16 protein-coding genes and 1 tRNA gene are annotated in these 17,696 nt (G+C 61.9%); 8 read left to right on the top strand and 9 right to left on the bottom strand.

Annotated elements, in window-relative coordinates:
* Nucleotides 1-148: 148 nt before the first annotated feature.
* Nucleotides 149-1,171 carry a lytic transglycosylase domain-containing protein gene (locus ASD76_RS04740; protein WP_055919197.1) on the bottom strand — a complete coding sequence of 341 codons (1,023 nt, stop codon included), beginning with the start codon at nt 1,169-1,171 and terminating at the stop codon, nt 149-151.
* A gap of 95 nt (nt 1,172-1,266) precedes the next feature.
* The gene (locus ASD76_RS04735) at nt 1,267-2,163 is read right to left on the bottom strand and encodes a hypothetical protein (RefSeq protein WP_055919196.1); all 897 of its coding nucleotides are present in this window, start codon (nt 2,161-2,163) and stop codon (nt 1,267-1,269) included.
* Between the two features lie 127 nt (nt 2,164-2,290).
* Here ASD76_RS04735 and ASD76_RS04730 point away from each other — a divergent pair.
* The 4 genes from ASD76_RS04730 (at nt 2,291) to ASD76_RS04720 (ending at nt 5,406) form a co-directional block, all read left to right on the top strand.
* Nucleotides 2,291-2,380, top strand: a tRNA-Ser gene (locus ASD76_RS04730).
* A 522-nt stretch (nt 2,381-2,902) separates the two neighbouring features.
* A complete protein-coding gene (locus ASD76_RS18140) occupies nt 2,903-3,055 on the top strand; it encodes a hypothetical protein (RefSeq protein WP_156457543.1) in 153 nt (50 codons plus the stop codon).
* Nucleotides 3,056-3,160: 105 nt separating this feature from the next.
* Entirely contained in the window at nt 3,161-3,844 is a 684-nt protein-coding gene (locus ASD76_RS04725) for a murein L,D-transpeptidase catalytic domain family protein (RefSeq protein WP_055919195.1), read from the top strand.
* 125 nt (nt 3,845-3,969) lie between these two features.
* Nucleotides 3,970-5,406 (top strand): L,D-transpeptidase family protein, encoded by a 1,437-nt coding sequence (locus ASD76_RS04720; protein WP_055922942.1) that lies wholly within the window; start codon nt 3,970-3,972, stop codon nt 5,404-5,406.
* Nucleotides 5,407-5,495: 89 nt separating this feature from the next.
* Here the strand turns inward: ASD76_RS04720 and ASD76_RS04715 are convergent, their stop codons facing one another.
* Nucleotides 5,496-7,256 carry an ATP-binding protein gene (locus ASD76_RS04715; RefSeq protein WP_162249637.1) on the bottom strand — a complete coding sequence of 587 codons (1,761 nt, stop codon included), beginning with the start codon at nt 7,254-7,256 and terminating at the stop codon, nt 5,496-5,498.
* A 611-nt stretch (nt 7,257-7,867) separates the two neighbouring features.
* Here ASD76_RS04715 and ASD76_RS04710 point away from each other — a divergent pair.
* Nucleotides 7,868-8,818, top strand: a complete 951-nt coding sequence (locus ASD76_RS04710) for a PepSY-associated TM helix domain-containing protein (RefSeq protein WP_055919191.1) — start codon at nt 7,868-7,870, stop codon at nt 8,816-8,818.
* 6 nt (nt 8,819-8,824) lie between these two features.
* Here ASD76_RS04710 and ASD76_RS04705 read toward each other — a convergent pair whose 3' ends face one another.
* Nucleotides 8,825-10,258 carry an MFS transporter gene (locus ASD76_RS04705; protein ID WP_055919188.1) on the bottom strand — a complete coding sequence of 478 codons (1,434 nt, stop codon included), beginning with the start codon at nt 10,256-10,258 and terminating at the stop codon, nt 8,825-8,827.
* Nucleotides 10,259-10,452: 194 nt separating this feature from the next.
* Here ASD76_RS04705 and ASD76_RS04700 point away from each other — a divergent pair, with 194 nt between their 5' ends.
* From ASD76_RS04700 to ASD76_RS04690, 3 genes are all read left to right on the top strand, one after another.
* Complete coding sequence (locus ASD76_RS04700; protein ID WP_055919185.1) at nt 10,453-11,196, top strand: SDR family oxidoreductase; 744 nt, start codon at nt 10,453-10,455, stop codon at nt 11,194-11,196.
* 413 nt (nt 11,197-11,609) lie between these two features.
* A complete protein-coding gene (locus ASD76_RS04695) occupies nt 11,610-12,902 on the top strand; it encodes an epoxide hydrolase family protein (protein WP_055919184.1) in 1,293 nt (430 codons plus the stop codon).
* Nucleotides 12,903-12,950: 48 nt separating this feature from the next.
* Nucleotides 12,951-13,967 carry an alpha/beta fold hydrolase gene (locus ASD76_RS04690; protein ID WP_055919182.1) on the top strand — a complete coding sequence of 339 codons (1,017 nt, stop codon included), beginning with the start codon at nt 12,951-12,953 and terminating at the stop codon, nt 13,965-13,967.
* A 54-nt stretch (nt 13,968-14,021) separates the two neighbouring features.
* On the opposite strand, the gene ASD76_RS04685 is transcribed toward ASD76_RS04690, so the two are convergent.
* From ASD76_RS04685 to ASD76_RS04665, 5 genes are read right to left on the bottom strand one after another with little or no spacing between them, the layout of a single operon-like run.
* Nucleotides 14,022-14,753 carry an ABC transporter ATP-binding protein gene (locus ASD76_RS04685; RefSeq protein WP_055919178.1) on the bottom strand — a complete coding sequence of 244 codons (732 nt, stop codon included), beginning with the start codon at nt 14,751-14,753 and terminating at the stop codon, nt 14,022-14,024.
* Entirely contained in the window at nt 14,743-15,504 is a 762-nt protein-coding gene (locus ASD76_RS04680; protein ID WP_055919177.1) for an ABC transporter permease, read from the bottom strand. The genes ASD76_RS04685 and ASD76_RS04680 overlap by 11 nt, the downstream gene beginning before the upstream one ends.
* A 56-nt stretch (nt 15,505-15,560) precedes the next feature.
* Nucleotides 15,561-15,974 (bottom strand): hypothetical protein, encoded by a 414-nt coding sequence (locus ASD76_RS04675; protein WP_055919173.1) that lies wholly within the window; start codon nt 15,972-15,974, stop codon nt 15,561-15,563.
* Between the two features lie 35 nt (nt 15,975-16,009).
* Nucleotides 16,010-16,570: an SCO family protein gene (locus tag ASD76_RS04670; RefSeq protein ID WP_200943040.1), complete on the bottom strand. Its 561-nt coding sequence runs from the start codon at nt 16,568-16,570 to the stop codon at nt 16,010-16,012.
* 44 nt (nt 16,571-16,614) lie between these two features.
* On the bottom strand, nt 16,615-17,679 hold the full coding sequence (locus ASD76_RS04665) for an ABC transporter substrate-binding protein (RefSeq protein ID WP_055919171.1): 1,065 nt from the start codon (nt 17,677-17,679) through the stop codon (nt 16,615-16,617).
* Nucleotides 17,680-17,696 lie beyond the last annotated feature (17 nt).

Below are 17,696 nucleotides of genomic sequence, written 5' to 3'. Positions count from 1 at the left end.
ATGTGCTCCAACCGCCGGAACGGCAGGCGCGTTGCGCAATCAGCCGCTCGTCTAGATTCGGCGTTCCTATAACCCGCGGCCCCAACCTTGACGAGCGAGGCTTCGGCTTCTCCACGAGTGGCGAGCAAGGAATCCCCAGCGGGGTTCCTCAGCGGGCAATCTCGTCGGCCAGGAGCCCCACGCTCATCGCGTAATAATTCGAGCAGTTGTACTCGAGGATCACGCGATAGTTCTGAGTGATAAGGTAGCTCGGCGCCGCCGGACCATCAGGCTCGAACAGTGCCGCCATGACGTCATCGCCGATCGGGGCCTGCGGAGCGACGCCCAGCTCACGCCACTCTCGCACCGTCTTCCACTGGCTGTGGCGGATATGGACGCGCGGACAAATGGGCGAGACCATGCGGGTCTGCAGCGAAGCCCGATCGACGCTGTTCGGAGCATAGGCGCGGACGGCCCAGGGTTCTCCCGGGCGCCAACCGGCATCGCGGAAATAATTTGCGATCGAGTGGAGGGTGTCGACTTCGCTGGTCCAGATGTCCCGATCGCCGTCACCATCGCCGTCCACTGCGAGGCGTAAGTAGACGCTCGGCAGGAACTGCGGATTACCGAACGCTCCGGCCCAGCTGCCGACCAATGTCGAACGCGGCACCCCAGTGTCGGCGATCTTGAGAACATCGATCAACTCGCGCTCGAAGAGCTCGCGCCGTCGTCCTTCCCAGGCCAGCGTGGCCAGCGAACGCACCAGATCGAAGCTTCCGCGCACGGCGCCATAGCTGGTTTCGTGACCCCAGATGGCGATCACGATCGGCTCGGGAACGCCGTACCGGGCCGTCACGTCAGCAGCGTAAGGATAGAGGCGAGCATAGGCTCGGCGGCCGCCTGCGATCCGCGCCGGCGTATTGTGGTCGCGGATGTAGGGCGCAAGCGCTGGGAACGTGTTGCTAGTCGTCCCGCCCGAAACGTTATCGCGATCGAGCGCGATGACCCGTTCGTTGGGCGTCAACCCGTTGAGCATCCCGATCGACCGCTCACTGACACCTTCGGCACGGGCTTTGGCAGCAACCTGCTGGAGGTAATAGTCGAACGAACTGTCCTGCGCACAAGCCGGCAAGGCGGCGATAAGCAGAGCCAATGAGGCGGACAGGGCGGGAAAAAAGCGACGCAATACCATGGGCCCATCTTTGCATGAGCCGGGCGACAAGGGAATCCCTTACGGCCAGCGCCGCGACAGAATGTTCCGCCGCGGCGCCACCTTACCTCTTTGGCTTATTTCGGTTTCACCACCGGCAGGTGGTCAAGGTTGGGCCACATGTTGGGATTTCGCTTCACCATTTCGGCAAAGGGCGTGAACCCGCAATTGTTGTCACCCTTGCAGTTGGTGATCGTGTGGATGAAGCGGATCTTTCCGTCTTCGATGCGGAACACGTGCGCGTCGGGGCGCTTGTTCGGCCCCATCTTCAGGAACACCGCGACCGCGCCGTAGGCCGGATCGATCACATAGCGTCGTTCGGTCATGTCGATGTTCTCGGGAACGCCGACGTTGCAGGTATCCTCGGCCGTGCCTTTACCGGTGTAGACGCTACCTTCCAGGCGAGCACAGGGCGTGCCCCAGGGCACTTGCGCAGTCTTGTCCTTGAACAAGTCGAGGTAGGCGTCAGCGGCCGCCTTGATCTCTTCGCGCGTATTGCGCCGTGCTTCCGGGATTTCGCTCCAGTCCTCGCGCTGAGCGTAATAGAGCGTCTTTTCCGCGTTGAAGAGCCAGTCGTCCTGGTCAGCCACGATCACGTCGAAGCCATTGATCGTTCCGCCGCGGGAGTTGACGATCGTAGCCAGCACGTACGGGTGCTCGGGATTGGTGATGATGCTCTCGACGTACACCGAGCAGCTCGTCGTGTCGTAGAACGCCCGGTCCCAGTCGACCTTTTGCGGCGTGGCGATCACGCCGCCGTAGGTCATCGACGAGAGTTCGAAGTTCTCGTTGTAGTTCACCCACTCGCCCATCGGCCTCATGTGCATGATCGCCTGGCCGCTGGCCTGCGCGGCGCGGTACTGTTCGGCGACTTCTACCAGACGCTCCCGAGTGCAGCCGGCCTGGGCGTAGGCTGGGTTGGCGACAACTCCGGCGGCAAGTGCGCCAAGCGCGCAAAGCACGATACGTTTCATGATGATGGGCTCCCTCTCTCTCCCGCCCCTGGCAGCAGCCCGGGCAGCTTGGCGCAAAGCCTATCCTATGGATTCAGCAGTGTCACGGGGTGACAGATCGAACAATCGACGCTAGCCGGACGCAATTGGACAGGTGGCCGAGTGGTTTAAGGCAGCGGTCTTGAAAACCGCCGTGGGTGCAAGCCCACCGTGGGTTCGAATCCCACCCTGTCCGCCACAACCTTTAACTATATCAAATGGATATCTGGGTATTTTAGGTAATGCCATACCCGATGCCCCAACTCATTCTGGGGATAAGCAAGTTACTCGGTATCAAGCGACTCTATTGCAGGAGTCCGGCCCAATCTCCTTCCGGGTCTGTGGCTGACCCGACTAGGTCGGCCACTGCCTTCTGGCCCAGCGGCGCGAACTTTGGGTGAACTTTAAAACTTGAATATAGTTCAAACGAAGAAGAAATCTCTTCGTAATACCTAGGGCGGTTACTGTTTTGCGATGCCCAGACTTTGACCCACCCCCGGGCGGAAGGTCATCCAAGGATCCACCTCATTCCGTCGAACGTGCGATCTTGAAAAGCGCCCCTTCGCTCCCATATTCGACTTGGATGTAAAGATTCGAGAAAGCCGGATCCGTCCTCACCCCGCAAATTGACGAACGCGCAGTCAACCTGCCGACCTTCGCGTCAACGTTGGGCAATCAACAACAGAAGAACCGGCGGCGTATGGCCGCCCACCAGGATACAATGACAATTCAGACTTTCGGCGTGATTAAAAGCGCCAGCACCTTCCCCGCATTTGGGGAGGCCCACCGCCGCATGCCGCGTGCCGGTAACCGACCCATCTCAAACATTCCGATCGAGGAATTGCGCCGTCTCGTCGCCGATATGGTCGACTAATGATCGTCGTCGAGTGTGCGCTCCATAGATGAGTGCCACTTTTCGAGCGGCCATCGGTTCCTCGCCGTCCTTCAAAAACGCGCTGGAATCGCCTATATAGGCGATATGACTGACCAGCCCATCCGCCTCAGCAGGCGGAGCGTGATCTTGTCAGGCGCAGTGATGGCCACAGGTGCGCTCACCTCGTCATCCTCCAGCCTTCTCCTTCCCCCTCAGCATCACGGGGGTAGCCGTGTGCGCGTCGTCCCCGAAGTCGGTCCGGAGAAAGCGCAGCCCAACTCGCTCGACCCTGAGCTGTTTAAACGCGCCCTCGCGGCGCTCGAAAAACACTCCGCGCAAGTCAAGCGGCGAGATCGCATGGCGATCATCGATTTCTCGGCGCCCTCGTCCGAGCCGAGATTTCATTTCGTTGATATCGAGGGCGGCAAGATCCCGTCCCTACTTGTTGCGCACGGTGCGGGGTCCGACCCCAGCCACACCGGCTTCCTCCAGCGCTTTTCGAACGCATTCGGCTCCAACGCTTCGAGCGAGGGCGCCTTTGTGACCGGCGACTATTACGACGGTAAGCACGGCCGGTCGCAGCGGCTTGCGGGCCTGGATTCAACGAACGACAATGCGTTAGGTCGCGCGATCGTGATCCACGGCGCGTGGTATGCGAATGCCGACATGCTTCGTTCGCATGGCAAACTCGGGCGCAGCCAAGGCTGTTTCGCCGTAGGCGAGAGGGACCTCGATAAGGTCTTCGAGCACCTTGGTCAGGGCAGACTGATCTACGCCGCGCGGGCGTAAGCTTTCCACTTTGCGATCCCGATGCTGCATTGCGCATCGCACCGATGCGCCTGCAGGAGCCGATAATCACGTTTCGGAACGGTGCTCCCGCTGCCGAGTTATCTCAATCCTGCAAGGAGATATCTGTGCGCCGAAGTGTGATTGCCCTTTCGCTACTCGCCCTGTCATTCACACTCACCGGCTGCGACAACTTCTCCCGGCAATCCCAGCAATCGAGCACCGGCGAGCTACGCCTCGTCTGGAACAACTCGGCAGTGCGCGAATTGCGCGAGGCGATCGACCGGCGAGCGGTTCACGGCCTTGATGGCATGCGCTTCCCCGTGGAAGGCTCAGTGGACAATGCTGACGGTCAGCAAGCCCTCACGCAAAGCGCTCTTCGCTACGCCGGAGCCCTGGCACGGGGCGCAATCGATCCAGGCAAGATGTTCTCGATCTACACGGTGCCGCGCCCCAATCCGGAACTGCGCGCTGGACTGGCCAAGGCGTTGGCAGGCGGCGACGTCGCAGAGTGGCTGGATAGCCTCGCACCGCAAGACAACAACTATCGCAAACTCTCGGCGACCTATCTGGCACTACGGAAGCAGCAAGGCGTTCCCACGGCCGCCATCCCGCCTATGGCGGAGCCGCTGAAGCCTGGCGCCAGCGACAAGCGGCTCCCGGCCATCAAGGGCCAACTGCGCGCTTCAGACTATCTCCAGCAGACCGATTTCGGGGAGCGCTACGATCCGGCGACCGTGCGAGCGGTCCAGCATATGCAGGCCGATTACGGCATCAATCCCGATGGCGTCATCGGCAAGGAAACGCTCGAAATCCTCAACCTCACCGACGCGGAGAAGGCCCGAGCTATCGCAGTCGCCATGGAGCGTCTGCGCTGGCTCGATCGAAATCCCCCGGCCACGCGTGTCGACGTCAATCTTGCTTCCGCGAGGCTCACCTACTGGCGGGACGGCAAGATAGCCGACACGCGTAAGGTGGTGGTCGGCGAACCGGAAACGGAGACGCCGCAGCTGGGCTCGCCGATTTACCGTTTGGTGGCCAATCCGACCTGGACCGTGCCGCGCTCGATCCAGAGCAAGGAGATCGAGGGAAAAGGAGCCGGTTATCTCCGCCGTAATAACATGACCTGGAAGGACGGCTGGATCGTCCAGCAATCCGGGCCGAAGAATGCACTCGGACTCGTGAAGTTCGATATGAAGAACGAGCATCAGATCTATCTTCACGACACGCCCGCCAAGCAGCTGTTCGGCGAGGTCCAGCGTCAGCGCAGCCACGGTTGCGTTCGGGTTGAGGATGCTGTGGGCTTCGCCGAAATGCTGGCTCGCGACGAAGGCATTGGGGCTCAGTGGCAACGCGCCCGCGCGGCGGGAAAGGAAGGCTTCGTTCCGCTGCCACGCGAGATCCCGGTCAGGCTCTTTTACCAAACCGTGTTGTTCGACGAAGCAGGTGAACCCGTCATCCGGGCAGATCCCTATGGCTGGAACGACCGCATTGCCACCGCACTCGGAAATTCGGCGAGCAAGAGCTATCGCCTCCGACCGTCCGATTTCGATGTCGGGCCCTAGTCATTGAGCCCACCATCGTGGTGAATGCCTCAGCCACATGAGTCACGGAAATGTGAGATCAAGTGGGGTCAATTTGGAGATTTGCCGATCTAACTGCCTGCGAGCGGAAGCTCCACATGGAAAGTCGAGCCGATGGTCACATCGGAGTCCAGCCAGATCCGACCTCCGTGCCGCTCCACGATGGCCTTGGTAATCGCGAGACCTAGCCCGGTGCCCGACTGCTGCCTCTGCGATGTGGCGTCCTGCTGCGCGAAACGCGTGAAAAGCCGGCTCCTGAACTCGGGAGCTATGCCCGGCCCCTGGTCGATCACACTGATCCGAGCCTTGGCGCCCTCAATTTCCAGTTTCACCGTGACTTCGCTGCCGCGGGGCGAAAACTTGGCAGCGTTCGAGAGCAGATTGGCCAGCACTTGTTCGATCCTTAGCGCGTCGACGCGGGCCATAACCGGTCTCGCCGTGAGTTGGGCCTTCAACCCCACACCTAAGCGCTCTGCGTAAGGCTGATTATGTTCGACGGCATCTCGTACCAGGTCGCGCAGGTCGACTTCTTTGAACTCGAACTCGGCGGTTCTCGACGCCAGTTTGTCCATGTCGAGGAGGTCGTTCACAAGCGCTATGAGGCGCTCGCAATTCCGCAACGCGATTTGCGCTAGCCTGGCTCCCTTTTCAGGCTCCACCGCCGATCCAACCATTAGACCTAGCGACCCAGCTATCGCGGTGAGCGGCGTGCGAAGCTCATGGCTGACAGTCGAGACCAGTTCCTCCTTCAAGCGGGCGGCCTTGCGCTCGTCGGTCACGTCCCGGGTAATGAGCAGGTAACGCCCGCCTGAAATTGTCCGCCCGAAAAGCTCGAGCATGCGGCCGTCCTCGCGAAGCATCTCAGCTCGCTGCTCTTCACCCTTCGCAATCGAGGTGATGATTTTATCGGTGATCTCCGCAGGATCTCCCTCCCCCACTTCGCTGCGCAGGGCATTGATCATGATAAGATCGCGCAACTCCGTGCCGGTCTTCACGGTCTCGGGTGCAAAGCCGAACATATCGCACAACCGCTGATTCCAGATCATCAGCCGCAAGTTGGGATCGGTGAGCAGGATGCCTTGGGTGACATTCTCGAACGTGAGTTCGAGCAGCTCTCGTTCCTCTCGCGCCCGCAACCGCGCCTGGTGGAGAAGCCAGGCGAGCAGTGCCGCCACGAACGCTAACGCCAAAGCGAGCGCAGGGATCATCCGCTTCTCGACCTGCTCGCCAGGCTGGAACGGCGACCAGACAATATAGCCGATGGTCTGCCTTGCTCGGTTTCGGACAGGCAGCGAGGCCTCACCCTCGGGCTTCCAGCTGAACCTTGCATCCTTGGCCAGGAAGTCGCGTGAGAGCCGTTTGAGCAAAGTTCCATCAAGATAACGCACGCTGACGTGCAGGTATTCCGTACCCGGCTGCTGACTGCCCTCCCCCGTCTCGGGCACGATTGGCTTGATGCTCAGGATGGCTGGTCGGTCCGCGACGACCGCCATGTCCCGCACACCGGGAGTTTCACCTTCGCCAGCCGTGCGCGGACGGGAAGGTGACCGAAGAGTGCTGCGTAGCTCTTCGGTCAGCGGCAGAGCCTGGGTCGCTACCCGTCGAAAAGTTCCGGGATCAGCTCGAGCGCCTCCTTGCATGGCGTAGACAGGCTGGTCGGCCGGATCGAGCAGGTAGACTTCATCGTGTCCGTAGTAAGAGTGGAACCAGATTCCGAGGTTGTTGTCGATCCACCGGTAGTCGAGAGGCCGCTGGTGCAGGCGCTGAACTGCATCGTCCCAACGGGTCGAGGCCTCCTGATCGTTTGCGACCTTCGCGATGGCTTGCTGCATGCCAAGCGCGATAAGGCGGTTTTGTCGCTCGACGGCCAAGTCATCTGACCGGCTTGTGGAGTAGTGGAGGACGGTCCCGATGATCAGCGCCAGGAGGGCGATTGCACCCAGCGTCGGGAGAAACACGGTTGGCAGTGCTGCCCGGAATTTCGCTGGCGGGGATACCATGAGACGTCGGTCATTTCGGCGGGAAGACGTCGCTCCCCAACGCGGACCTTCTGCTTCCGAAAGCGCCCCCCGGAGCGCTTAATGACCACAATGGGTTGAAAGCGGACATGCATACTGGACGACCAACCGTGTCGCTTGGCTTTGAAGAGTATAGCGCGGCTCTCCGCGATGCTGGGATGAAGATCGTCGGAACCTTCATAGATGAGAGCGAAAATCACTATTTCAGTGCGAACAAGATCATCGCTTGATGGTCTAGGTACAAAGACCGCTTTCCACCCAACACAGGGCTGCTTTCAGAGCAAATGCAGCGGTTGGCAAGGACATAGGGGGCTCCCTCAGGAGCCTTGTCAGACGGGGGATAACCTCTAGAAATTGAGAAGTTGTCGATCTCGCGCCTGCCAGGGTCAGGTGCCCGGGCACTGACAAAGTTGGGGGATACACAGATGCGCCGCGCGATCGTCAAACTTCACCGGTGGGTCGGCATAACCCTGCTGGCCTATGTGGCGCTGATCAGCCTCACTGGAAGCGTGCTCGTCTACAGGCCGGAACTCTACCGGTTATTCGAGCCCCAGCCGCTGGTCGTCAGCCCCGGCCCGCGGCTCCTTTCCGATGAGGAGATTCTGCAAAGCGCCGGGCGCGCCTTCCCGGCGGAAACGGCGGTGAAGGTCTGGCGCGGCCGACAGCCGAACCACGCCGTCGAGGTTGATCTGGAGAGCGAGGGACAGATCAGGAACTACCTGTTCGATCCCTATTCCGGCCGTCCGCTCGGCCCCACGCTTCCGCTCGGATTCCGCGTGACCAGCACCTTGCTCAAATTTCATACCGAGCTGGTCGGCGGGGAAACAGGGCGGCTGGCCAACGGGGCCTTGGCGCTTTCATTTGTGTTCCTCGCGCTTTCCGGTGCGCTGGTCTGGAGGCCCCGGCGCGGCCGAGATGCGGTCAGGACGCCGGGCCAGCGGCGGCCTGGCGGTCTGCGCTACCTGCATATGACCACCGGTATCTGGGCCGCCGCGCTCGTGTTCATGTGGGGGCTCACCGGACTCCACCTGGTGTTTCCCGGCGTCATGGAGAGCCTCGTCGACTTTTTCGAACCGTTCGACGAGGCGAACCCGGTTGAAAGAACCGGCGACAAGGTCGCGTACTGGTTGGCCTATCTGCACTTCGGACGGTTCGGCGGCCGGATACCGGGTTGTGGCCCGGGCCTGTGCGGCGAAAGCTTCAAGGTTTTCTGGTCCCTCGCCGCGCTCGTTCCGGTGTTTCTTGCCGGATCGGGCCTGCTCCTGTGGTGGCGCGGCCGCCGGGCCAGAGTGCGGGTCAAGGCGGGAGCACGGCCAGCCGCTGACCGGCCGCTGGCGGGAGGCGGATCGCGAGGGACGCAGCCCGGCGTGTCATGAGGGCAGTCACAGGCGCGTTTGCGACTTGTTGCCCAGCGTCAGATAGGCGGCCACGCCTGCAAGTGCGGCAAGGATCGCCGCAATAACCGCTGCGGTCTGAAACGCATCGATGAGTCCCATGCCCGTTTCGGCGATGACTGCGCCGGAAAGCGCGGTTGCAATCAGGCCGCCGGTGCGCGCTGTAGCGCTGTTGAAGCCCGACGCCGTCCCAGTATGGTGCTCGTCGACCGAGGACAGGACGGCAGTAGTCAGCGGCGCAACGGCACCAGACATTCCCAAAGCGATCACCGCCATTCCCGGGAGGATGCTTGTCCAGTAGCTTGCGTGCGGATCCGCGCGCATCAGCAGCGCAAAACCAAGGCCCGTAACGATCGGCCCAAGCGTCAGGGGCCAGCGTGGCCCAATCCGTTCAGTCAGCCGGCCTGCAAGCGGCGATACTGCGGCTACCACGATCGAAAAGGGCAACAACGCGAGCCCGGCCTTTGTCGGGCTATAGTCGCCGCCAACGATCAGCACATAGGGCAGCAACATGAGCAAGCCCCCGAGCGCCCCATAGAGCAGGAAGGTGAGCAATGAGAGGCCAACGAACGGCCGGGATGAAAACAGGGAAAGCGGCATCATAGCCCGATCACCCCGATGGCGCTCAGTCACAATGAACAAAACGGACAGAACGATGCCGGTGGCAAGGCCCAGCCACGTTTGGATGGTCACCAGATGTTGGCTCGACCACAGGGTGAGCGTCCAGGTCAATGCGCCGAGCGCGGCAGTCGCAAGAATTGCACCCTGCCAATCCAGCGCGTCTTTGCTCTCCGAACTCTCATCGACGTAGCGCCAGGCAATGAGGATCGCCGCCCCGGCGATCGGAAGGTTGAGATAGAAAATAGCTCGCCAGCCGACCGTGTCGACCAGCCAGCCGCCGAGCGGCGGACCGATGGCGCTCGCGATTGCACCGGCCGCGGCCCAAATGCCCACCGCTCGGCCGCGCTCTTCGCCTTCGAAGGAACTGCCGAGGATGCCCAGGCTGTTTGGCAACAACAACGCCGCGCCGATGCCCTGCACCGCGCGCAGCGCGAACAGCATGGTGAAATCGGCTGCGAGCGCACAGCCCACCGACCCCACGGCAAAAATCAACACGCCGGTTATTAGGATACGTCGGCGTCCAAAATGGTCACCCATTGCGCCGCCGAGCAGTAACAGAGCGGATAGCGGCAAGAGATAGGCGTTAATGGTCCACGGAAGGTCTGTGGCGCCGCCTCTCAGTTCCTGGCCGATGGCAGGCAGCGCGAGGTTCGTCACCGATCCGTCGATGAAGGCGAGGCTCGACGCCAGCATGGTCGCCGCGATGGTCCAGCGTGGGTGTTGCGCGAGCTTCGCGTTAGAAACGGGCTCGAAAGCCTGGGCCTGTCCCTTGTCACAGGCGACGTGAAGCGCAGTGGCCAACTCTACTCTCCATGAGAAACAAGATCGCCGTAGTCGGACATCTATCAGGTCCTCTCCGTGCGTTCCTTTCGCACCGATGGGCTTTGTCGGACCAATTGCACCGACTGGCAATGTGACGTCGTTGGGCTAATCGACGCTTCAAACGTTGAGGCAGTGAAGCGCTAGCTTGGCGAAGCAATAATGAGGAGTTCGGCATGAAACTCATCGGCAACACGATGCTCGTAACCGGAGGCGGCTCCGGCATTGGTCAGGCACTGGCATGGCGGTTTCACGATCTTGGCAACACGGTTATCGTCGCCGGACGCGGCGTCGAGCGGCTTGGCGAGACAATCGAGGGCCGCGCAAATATGCACGCGCTCGCGCTTGATGTCGGTGACAATGGTTCGGTCGCCGCGGCGATAGACGTGCTGAAGCATGACTTTCCCGCTCTCAACTCGGCGATCCTCTCCGCAGGGATCATGACTTGGCAAGAGCTCGGCCGCGGCGGCGATATCGGGACGGCCGAGGAGGTGGTCAACATCAACTTGCTCGGGACGATGCGGACGGCCGAAGCGCTGATTCCGCTGATCGCAGGCAAGCCCAACGCGGCCATCTGTACGGTGTCCTCGGGTCTCGGCTTCGTGCCGCTGCCTGCCGCTCCGGCGTATAGCGCGAGTAAGGCGGGGGTGCACTCTTACACTCTGTCGCTGCGTCAGCGGCTGAAGGGACAGGTCGAAGTGATCGAGATACCGCCACCCGCCGTTCGGACCCGGCTCACGCCGGGGCAGGAAACACGCGAAGGCTACATGCCGCTCGATGCCTATATTGACGAAACGATGGCCAACTTCGAGCGCGAGCCCGAGGCGCAGGAGAACCTTGTCGCAAATGTCCTGCCCTTACGCTTTGCCGAGAGGAACGGAACGGTGGCCGAAATGCTCGACCATTTGGGCAGCTTCTGAACGGCGCGGGACTGTCAGACCAAGTGCTCCAGTAAGGAATTGAAACTCAGCGATCCGTTTGCGGACCGTCCGCTAACGACCCATTGCGGACGTTGCGACTGCTAGGCAGGGCTGAAATCTGCAGCGTGTAGCGCTGTATGGCGTCCAGGGTTTTACCTGATTGCCTCGCACATGCGGCTCAGCGAGGCTTCGCTGACCCACGGCACCGGCCGCGACCCTCTGCTGTCTCGAAAAGCTTCACAGGAGCCACGTATGCCCGCGACAATCGAAGGGGGCGAACTTCTCGCTAACGCTGAGCGCTGATGAGCGCTCGCACGAAAAGCTCGTATCTGCGGCTCGTCTATCGAGCGCGCCTCCTCGAACAACTTCTCAACTGAGCATCACACGCCTCGGGCTGAACATGGAGATCGACCGTGACTGACTTGATCGTCAACCGACGCACCGTCCTTGCCGCGTCTGCGGCCGCCGGCGCTGCTACCCTGCTAAGCCAGACTGCAGCGTCAGCGGCAGAGGAAGTCCTAAGCAGTGGGCGCGCAGACACGAGCTCCATTCGCCAGTTCCACGTTCATTTTTCCGACGAAAGTCTTGCCAACTTGAAGCGGCGCATCCTGGAGACGAATTGGCCCGAGGCCGAGAATGATCCGACACAAGGCGTGCATTTGGCAACGATCCAGAAGCTCGCTGATCATTGGGCCAACCATCATGACTGGCGCCGGGCCGAAGCACAGATCAACGGCTATCCGAACTTCATCACCAGTATCGACGGCGTGGACATCCACTTCATTCAAGTGAAATCGAAGCACCCGAACGCGCTACCGGTGATTGTCACCCACGGCTGGCCTGGATCGGTCATCGAGCAACTGAAGATCATCGGCCCGCTGACCGATCCGACCGCGCACGGGGGAAGCGCCGCCGATGCGTTCGATGTCGTGATCCCCTCGCTCCCGGGCTACGGCTTTTCCGGCAAGCCGACCGTCAATGGCTGGGATCCGCAGCGCATAGCACGCGCTTGGGCAGTACTGATGCAGCGCCTTGGCTACGATCGTTACGTCGCGCAAGGTGGGGACTGGGGTAATGCCGTCACCGAGCAGATGGCGCTTCAGCAGCCGCCCGGCTTGCTGGCGATCCATACCAACATGCCGGCCACGGTCCCGGCCGAGATCGCTCCGCTAATTCCCGGCGGGCCCGAGCCCGCAGGCCTGAACAGCGAGGAGAAACATGCCTGGGACCAGCTTGTCGATTTCTATTCGAACGGCCTGGGTTATGCGCAGGAAATGGCCGGCAGGCCGCAGACGCTCTATGCGCTGGCAGACTCGCCCATCGGTCTCGCAGCCTGGATCATCGACCATGATATCCAGAGCTATAACCTGATTTCCAGGGTATTCGACGGAGCCGACGAGGGCCTCACCAAAGACGATATTGTCGACAATATCGCGCTCTATTGGCTGACGAACACGGCGGTGTCGTCGGCTCGGCTCTACCGGGAAAGCAAGCTCCCGTTCTTCGCGCCAAAGGGCGTGCCGCTGCCGACCGGCGTGAGCGCCTTCCGCGAGGAGATCTATCAGGCGCCGGAGAGTTGGACGCGCAAGGCCTATCCAAACCTCGTGTTCTACAGGCGCCACGACAAGGGCACCCATTTTGCAGCCTGGGAGCAGCCTCAAGCCCTGAGCCAAGACCTGCGCGATACATTCCGTTCGGTACGCTGACTCGCGCACCGCCTGCTCACGCCGAGCGTCAGGACAGGATCACGAGACATGGCAACGGGTTTCGTCGGCGACCGGCGGCAATTCCTCGGCCGGACCGCCATCGCGCTGGCCGCAGCCCAGGTCAGTTCGCCTCTGCTCGGCCAAACGGAAAGCGCGGAAAGCCCGATGTTAGCCGCGCTTAAGCAGGTTCCCGCCGGGGTGCTTGACGTTGGTTATGCCGAGTTCGGTCCCCGCGAAGGACCTCCGGTCATCCTGTTGCACGGCTGGCCCTACGACATCCATAGCTTTGCCGAAGTCGCTCCGGATCTGGCCCAGCGGGGGTTTCGCGTAATCGTGCCCTTCCTGCGTGGTTACGGCACGACCCAGTTTCGCTCGCCTGAAACGATGCGCAATGGGCAGCAGGCGGCGTTCGCCCTCGACGTGATCGACCTGATGGATGCGCTCTCAATCTCGCGGGCGGTCATAGCCGGGTTCGATTGGGGTGCGCGGACGGCGAACATCGTGGCCGCACTATGGCCGGACAGGTGCCGAGCACACGTTTCGGTCAGCGGCTATCTGATCGGCAGCCAGGCCGCCAACCAGGCTCCGTTGGCACCTCGCGCCGAACTGGCATGGTGGTATCAGTTCTACTTCGCTACCGAGCGCGGCCGCCGCGGTTATGACGCCAATCGCAAGGATTTCGCGCGGTTGATCTGGCAAACCGCGTCGCCGAAATGGAACTTCGACGAGATTACTTTCGAGCGCTCCGCCCAGGCGTTCGACAATCCCGACCACCTGGCGATAGTGATCGACAACTATCGCTGGCGGCTCGGACTAACCGAAGGCGAGGCTCGCCTGGAACCTTACGAGCAGCGCCTGGCGCAAATGCCGGACATTACCGTCCCCACGGTCACACTCGAGGGTGATGCCAACGGCGCCCCCCACCCCGACCCGACAAGTTACGCCGCGAAGTTCCGCGGACCCTATGTCCACCGTCTGATCGAAGGCGGCATCGGCCACAATCTCCCCCAAGAGGCTCCCAGGGCCTTCAGTGACGCCATCTCCGAGGCGATCGCGTTGGTTTGAAGCGGCCGCCGATTGTCCGCTTCCCACCCACAGGTGCCTTGGGCGGAGTCGTTCCTAAAGGCCCAGTTCCTTCAAGATGGCTTCGCGAAGACCTTGCGCCTCCGGGCTCGACAGTTTTCGCGGATGCGACAAGTCCACCTGGAAAGTTGTCTGGATTGTTGTCGGTCGGGCGGACAGTACGAGAATGCGATCGGCCAGATAGATCGCTTCCTCGACATCGTGTGTGATCAGAAGCACCGTATGGCGCTCTTCATCGAGGATGCGCCGCAATTCGGTTTGCATTCTCAGGCTCATCAGCGCGTCGAGCGCCGAAAAGGGCTCGTCCATGTAGAGGATCTCGGGTTTCACCACGAAGGCACGGGCCAGTTCGGCGCGTTTCAGCATGCCGCCGGACAGTTCGTGCGGGTAGGCCTTCTCGAAACCTCTGAGGCCGACCATCTCGATATAGCGGTGGGCGAGTTCCATCCGATCGTTCTGGCTGGCGCCGGTCAGGCCGAACATGACGTTCTCCTGCACCGTCAACCAGGGGAACACCGACCCGTGCTGGGAGATCATGATTCCGACCCGGCTCGGGCCGGTCGCCTCGACGCCGTCGATTCTGATCTTGCCTCGATCCGGCCGCTCGAAGCCGGCGATGATGTTCAACAAGGTCGACTTGCCGCAGCCCGAAGGGCCGACGATGGCGACGAACTCGCCGTCGCTGACCTCAAAGCTCACGCCATCTACGACGGAGAGGGCGCCGAAGCCTTTGCTGATTCCGTCGACGACGATCTGCTTATCGGACATAGCGCCATTTCACCGTATCTAGCCGCTCGAGGAGCCGTGTAGCGCCATCGAGCAGCAGCCCGATCACGCCGATGATGATCATGCTCGCGATCACTAAATCGTAGCGGTTGCCTGCATTGCGCGAATCCATGATCAAGTAACCCAGGCCAGAGTTCAGGGCGATCATCTCTGCGGCGACCACCACCAGCCAGGCCACGCCAAGGCCGATACGCATGCCGACGATAATCTCCGGCAGCACCGCAGGGATCACCACTCGACGAAAGAGCACCCAGCGCGAGACGCCGAAGTTTGAGGCCGCTCGCAAGTAGCGGCGATCGATCGTGCGCACCCCCACCGTGGTCTGCACCATCATCGGGAACACCGAGGATATGAAGATGAGGAAGATCGGTGAAAAGTCGCTGACGCCAAACCACAGGATCGCCACGGGAATCCACGCGATGGGCGAAATCGGCCGCAACATCTGAAACAGCGGGTTCAGAGTGTAGTACGCGCCCGAGACCCACCCCATCCACAGGCCCAGCGGAACGGCGACCAGCAAGGCAAGGCCGAAGCCGATCTCGACGCGGAACAACGAGGCCTCGATATGCTGCCACAAGGTCCCGTCCTGCGCGAGCGCCCAGGCCCCGGTAGCGACCTGTCCCGGCGTCGGAAAGATCGGGCTGTCAGCTCTTGCAACTACGATCCACCAGACTGCGATCAGCAGTGCGATTAGAAGCGTCGGGGGCACGACCCTCGCCAGCTTGCCATCCATGTCCCTCACCGTCCCCCTCGTCCTCTTTCGTTTCGCCAGATCGGTCCCGCTAGGCCTCAAATCTTGTCCGCGAGGCTGCGCCAACGCCAGCGTAACCTTGCCCACCCTCGCGCTGGCGCAGGTTCGACAATTACGTTGAGCTGCCCGTCGGTATGCGCGGTGCACAGGAAGCTGTAAGTCGCCGCCTTCGCAAATGGCAGCCGGAACGCCTGGCCCGGCATGATCAAGGTAGGGCCAAAGATGTGTGGCGCCTCGTCGGCGTTCCGCAGCACCAGCACATCGTTGACGCCGAGCCGGATCGTCTGCGGCAGGATCTCGAGCTCCTCGCCGGCGATGCGGCGTGCCGAGGTGCCGAGTGGAATCTCGAACAGCTTCTCGCGTGAAAACGCTTGGACCGGCGCCAGTGCGGCCCAGCCGAGTCCACCCAGCAGGAGCAACGCCAGCACGACCAACAGCAGCCGTCGGAGCATGGGGCCTTTCGAGGAGGGCGATTGCAAGCTTAGGTCTACCCTTCCAACAAAAGCGCGACATCGTGGATGAAGTCGGTCGCGTCATGTCCAAAAGGCATCATCGCCCGTAGTCTTCCGGCCTGGTCGATCAGGAAGATCGACGAGGTATGGGCCATCGCATAGTTCGGGCCCGTGCCCTGCCTTTCGGCTGTGACACCATAGTCCTCCCGCACCGCCGCCAGCACCTCCGGAGCGTCCGTCGCGCCGATGAAGCTGTCGTCGAACGCCGCGAGGTACTTGCGCATATGGGCGGCATTGTCGCGGTCGGGGTCGACGGTGACGAAGATCACCTGCACCTTATCCGCAGCCCCGCCGAGGCTGTTTCGGGCCTGCGCCAGCGTCGCCAACGTGGTCGGGCAGACTGCCGCGCAATAGGTGAACCCGAACGTCAACAGCACAACCTTGCCGCGATAGCGCGCCAGCGTCACCTCGGATCCGTCTGATCCGCGCAACGCAAAATCCGGCGCGAGACGCGGTGGATCGAACGCCCCCGCCCTCATCTGCGCTGGTTGGGCGGGCTCCCGCACGAAAAGCATCGCCGCGCCTGCGGCCAGCACTGCCAAAAGCAGAACCCCGACCAATTTGGGAGGCGAGCGCCCGTTCACAGCGCGATCGACGCGGGACGGGCTGCGCGCGCGAAACTCTCGTCCACATAGTTCGCGTAGGGAACCGGGCGGGACAGCGCTCCGGCCTCTACGGCCAATTGCATCAGTTCCTCGAACTCCCGTGGGATTATGCGCAAGTCGCCATAAGTCACGCGATCCGACGGACGATCCATCACGAAGCGGAGGATTTCGGGATCCTGGTTGAAGAAGCGAGGTTTGGCGGCAATCTCCACCGCCTTGTCCCGGTTCTGCCGCTGACCGTCGAGCCAGGCTCCCGCAGCGAGCACGTAATTGACTAGGTTCTGCACCAACGGACGGTTCGCCTGGATCAGCTCCTCGCGCACCGTCAGGACGCAACACATGTACCGTGGCCACTCGTCTCGGGTCATCCGCAGCACCCGCGCATAGCCGGCGCTCTGTGCCGCAGCGCCGAAGGGTTCGCCCGTGCAGTAGGCGTCGACCCCCTTCACGTAGAGCGCGGCGGGCATGTCAGCCGGCGCCATCTCGACGATCTCGACGTCTTGCGGCGTCATGCCCTCGTTGGCCAGCATCTTGCGCAGGAACAGGAAGTCGACCGCGAAGCGGCTGGGGATCGCGATGCGCTTCCCAGCAAGATCCCGGAACCGCCGATAAGGAGAATCGGTATGGACCATGATTACCGCGCCCGAACGGTGACCGATCGACACAATCTTTACCGGCACCTGCTTGTCAGCGAGGTCCATCACCAGCGGGGCCAACATATAGGCGGCCTGGAGGTCGCCGGACATCAGCGATTCCTTCAGCTCGGGCCATCCACTGTATCGACTGAATCCGAATGCGAGCTGCGCAGCGTCACGCGTGCCGAAGGGTTTGGCCGCCTCGTTGGCTGCGCAGGCGATTGGTAGTGTCAGGTTGCAGGTCACCGCCAGTCCGCCAACCGTAAGAGGCTCGGTGACCGTCGCCGGCGACAACAGTCTGCGAGCTGGGAGCGCGACTGCGGCAGCTACACCGACACCAAGCGCGCCGCGCAGCAGAAGCCGGCGATCAATGTTGCGGACGAAACCGGTACCAGATGAATCCATTGAGGGCCCGCTCCCCA

The organism is Altererythrobacter sp. Root672, from assembly GCF_001427865.1.
Classification (GTDB): domain Bacteria; phylum Pseudomonadota; class Alphaproteobacteria; order Sphingomonadales; family Sphingomonadaceae; genus Croceibacterium_A.
The sequence above is the reverse complement of the archived record's forward strand: the minus strand, read 5'-3'. Positions and strand labels throughout refer to the sequence as shown.

Coding starts and splice junctions, on each gene's coding strand:
- ASD76_RS04680 (WP_055919177.1), bottom strand. CDS start 15,504: ATGGATGGCAAGCTGGCGAGGGTCGTGCCCCCGACGCTTCTAATCGCA.
- ASD76_RS04725 (WP_055919195.1), top strand. CDS start 3,161: ATGACTGACCAGCCCATCCGCCTCAGCAGGCGGAGCGTGATCTTGTCA.
- ASD76_RS04665 (WP_055919171.1), bottom strand. CDS start 17,679: ATGGATTCATCTGGTACCGGTTTCGTCCGCAACATTGATCGCCGGCTT.
- ASD76_RS04700 (WP_055919185.1), top strand. CDS start 10,453: ATGAAACTCATCGGCAACACGATGCTCGTAACCGGAGGCGGCTCCGGC.
- ASD76_RS18140 (WP_156457543.1), top strand. CDS start 2,903: ATGACAATTCAGACTTTCGGCGTGATTAAAAGCGCCAGCACCTTCCCC.
- ASD76_RS04675 (WP_055919173.1), bottom strand. CDS start 15,974: ATGCTCCGACGGCTGCTGTTGGTCGTGCTGGCGTTGCTCCTGCTGGGT.
- ASD76_RS04690 (WP_055919182.1), top strand. CDS start 12,951: ATGGCAACGGGTTTCGTCGGCGACCGGCGGCAATTCCTCGGCCGGACC.
- ASD76_RS04715 (WP_162249637.1), bottom strand. CDS start 7,256: ATGCAGCAAGCCATCGCGAAGGTCGCAAACGATCAGGAGGCCTCGACC.
- ASD76_RS04735 (WP_055919196.1), bottom strand. CDS start 2,163: ATGAAACGTATCGTGCTTTGCGCGCTTGGCGCACTTGCCGCCGGAGTT.
- ASD76_RS04710 (WP_055919191.1), top strand. CDS start 7,868: ATGCGCCGCGCGATCGTCAAACTTCACCGGTGGGTCGGCATAACCCTG.
- ASD76_RS04740 (WP_055919197.1), bottom strand. CDS start 1,171: ATGGTATTGCGTCGCTTTTTTCCCGCCCTGTCCGCCTCATTGGCTCTG.
- ASD76_RS04685 (WP_055919178.1), bottom strand. CDS start 14,753: ATGTCCGATAAGCAGATCGTCGTCGACGGAATCAGCAAAGGCTTCGGC.